This window comes from Mycolicibacterium houstonense, from assembly GCF_900078665.2.
GTDB classification, from domain to species: Bacteria; Actinomycetota; Actinomycetes; order Mycobacteriales; family Mycobacteriaceae; genus Mycobacterium; species Mycobacterium houstonense.
The window spans coordinates 4,502,218-4,505,013 of record NZ_LT546207.1 but is presented as its reverse complement, the minus strand read 5'-3'; the positions used below and the strand labels follow the sequence as shown (position 1 = coordinate 4,505,013).

1 protein-coding gene and 2 pseudogenes are annotated in these 2,796 nt (G+C 70.1%); 2 read left to right on the top strand and 1 reads right to left on the bottom strand.

Going from position 1 to position 2,796, the window contains the following annotated elements:
- Positions 1 to 219 precede the first annotated feature (219 nt).
- On the top strand, positions 220 to 1,194 hold the full coding sequence (locus BN4332_RS22590; protein ID WP_066901751.1) for a pirin family protein: 975 nt from the start codon (positions 220 to 222) through the stop codon (positions 1,192 to 1,194).
- Between the two features lie 5 nt (positions 1,195 to 1,199).
- On the opposite strand, the pseudogene BN4332_RS22585 reads toward BN4332_RS22590, so the two are convergent.
- Positions 1,200 to 2,114: pseudogene (locus BN4332_RS22585) on the bottom strand (FUSC family protein); the annotation flags it as partial.
- On the opposite strand from BN4332_RS22585, the pseudogene BN4332_RS22580 reads away from it, so the two are divergent.
- Positions 2,111 to 2,796 (top strand): annotated as a pseudogene (locus tag BN4332_RS22580) (putative PEP-binding protein); the annotation flags it as partial. The pseudogenes BN4332_RS22585 and BN4332_RS22580 overlap by 4 nt on opposite strands.

Here is a 2,796-nt window from a genome sequence, read left to right as displayed (position 1 = left end):
ATGGCGCCGGCGGCCATCCCGGCGGTGGGCGCCCGGCTGGCGCGGGTGACGCTCGAGCAGTGCCGGGCGGCTGCCGAGGCGGTACTGGGCACGGGCTCCGCCGCCGAGGCGCGCGAGGCCGCGCTGGCCCACCTCTGACCGCGGAGGAATGGCCCGGGGGAATAATCGGACCGCAGTCCGGTTATAGCAGGCATCAACCCCATACACAGGAGGTAGGAGATGCCAGCCATCACCGCAGACACCTTGACCCTGCCCCGCATCGCGGCAGCCCAGGCGTCGGACACCGAACGCCCGGTCCGCTCCATCACGACCGGTCCGCGCGGATACGAGGGTGAGGGATTCCCCGTCGTGCGCGCATTCGCCGGAGTCAGCGCCGCCGACCTCGACCCGTTCGTCCACATGGATCAGATGGGTGAGGTGGAGTACCAGCCCGGCGAACCGCGGGGCACCGATTGGCACCCGCACCGCGGGTTCGAAACCGTCACGTACATGATCGACGGCCGGTTCGCCCACCAGGATTCGCATGGCGGCGGTGGCCTGATCACCGACGGCGCCACCCAGTGGATGACCGCCGGCTCGGGCATCCTCCACATCGAGACCCCGCCCGCCGAACTCGTCGAGAGCGGCGGCACCTTCCACGGCATCCAGCTGTGGGTGAACCTGCCCAAGAAGGACAAGTTCGCGACGCCGCGCTACCAGGCCATCGAGGGCCCCGACGCCAAGCTGCTGTCGTCGGAGGACGGCGGCGCGCTGGTCCGCATCATCGCCGGCGAGATCGATGGTGCGCAGGGCCCGGGCAGCACGCACACCCCGATCACCTTGGCGCACGCCACGATCGAGCCCGGGGCGCAGCTCAACCTGCCGTGGAACCGCGACTTCAACGCGCTGGTGTACGTACTGAGCGGACGCGGCAGCGTCGGCCCGGTCGGGCACCCCATCCATCAGGGCCAGCTGGCCGTGCTGGGCCCCGGTGACCGGATCACGGTGACCGCGCAGGGCACCCAGGATTCGCACCGGCCCGCGATGGAAGTGCTGCTGCTGGGCGGCAAGCCGATTCGAGAACCGGTCTTCCACTACGGCCCGTTCGTGATGAACTCGAAGTCCGAGCTCATCCAGGCGCTCGAGGACTACCAGGCCGGCAAGTTCGGGCAGATCCCGCCGAACGCGCTGATGCCGCACCGGCCCTTGAACTGAGGGGCCTAACCCACCGTCTCGGCGGGCTGCGGGTACAACAACTCCAGCTCGCCGAGATGCGCTGCAGCCGTCACCAGCGGCAGGGCCGCCGAGACCGCGAGATCGGTTCCGGTGGCCTCGGCGCGCAACGACACCACGAAACTCTCGCCGATCGGCACCAGCACCGCGGTGGCGTCGGCCCCGGTGAGCCGGTCACAGATGGCCGCGGCGTGCTCCTCGATCACCGAACGTGTGCGGTCGTAGACGCCGAGCGGCGGCGGGACCACATCGGCAATCAGCTCGGCCGCAGCCCGCACCCGGTTGGCCCGGTTGGCCGCCCGTACCACGGGAGCCCGCTGGTCGCTGGGTCCGCCGTTCTCCGAAAGATATTGGCGCACAGCATCGTCGAGGGTTCGGGAAACCGTAAGCGTGTCGTGGCTCAGCGCGATGACGCGGTTGGTGGCCTCCTCCGAGGCGCCCCGGGTCACCCGCAGCACCGCCGCCTGCAGGAACTGCGCCCCGGCCTGCCGGGCTCGATCGATCGCCTTCGACACCGAGGCCTTGGCACCCCTCGGCCACAAGAGCAGGGACACCACGATGCCGACCAGGGCGCCGACCACGACGTCCTCGACTCGCACCAGGCCCACCCGCCAGCCGGTCGGCACGATCAGGTTGAAGTTGATCAGCACCATCATCGTGAATGCCGCCTGCCCGGCGATGAACGATGCCACCTCGGGGACATAGGCCGATCCGAAGGCCACGATCGGCAACAGGATCCACAACACCACGGGATCCACACCGACGAACTCGATCAGCACCGCACCCAGGACGAACCCGATCGTCGTCCCGGCCACCGCGCGCAACACGCGGGTCCCGGTGGTCAGCGCACTGCTGCGTAGCACCGACATCGCGCCCAGCACCACCCAGAAGCCGTGCTGCACGNCAGTGGGCCGGCCCGGGGGCCACGGCCGATGGTCACGCCGTCGCGATCCTGGCCAATGTGCAGGACGGCGCCGCCGCCCGTGCCGCCCGCGAAACTCCTGCCGAAGGCATCGGCCTGTTCCGCACCGAACTGTGCTTCCTCAATCGGGACTCCGAGCCCACCGTCGAAGAACAGGCGACCATCTACGGCGAGGTGCTCGAGGCGTTCCAGGCGGCCAAGGTGGTGGTCCGCACGCTCGATGCGGGGTCGGACAAGCCGCTGAAGTTCGCGGGTCACCCCGAGGAGGCCAACCCGGCGCTCGGAGTGCGCGGTATCCGGATCGCGCAGGCGAATCCCGGCCTGCTGGACCGCCAGCTGGAGGCCGTCGCCGCGGCCGCCGGCACCACCACGACCGCTCCCTGGGTGATGGCGCCCATGATCGCCACCGCCGATGAGGCGAAAAGCTTTGCCGCCCGGGCGCGTTCGTACGGGCTGACCCCCGGCGTGATGATCGAGGTGCCGGCCGCGGCACTGTTGGCCGACAAGCTGCTCGAGCACGTCGACTTCCTGTCGATCGGCACCAACGACCTCGCGCAGTACACGATGGCCGCCGACCGGATGTCGGCCGATCTGGCCGGGCTCACCGATTCGTGGCAGCCCGCGGTGCTGACCCTGGTGGCGCTCACCGCGCGGGCCGGGGC

What these genes read in the sequence shown, in the direction of transcription:
- BN4332_RS22590 (WP_066901751.1), top strand. Translation starts at nt 220, where the DNA reads ATGCCAGCCATCACCGCAGACACCTTGACCCTGCCCCGCATCGCGGCA.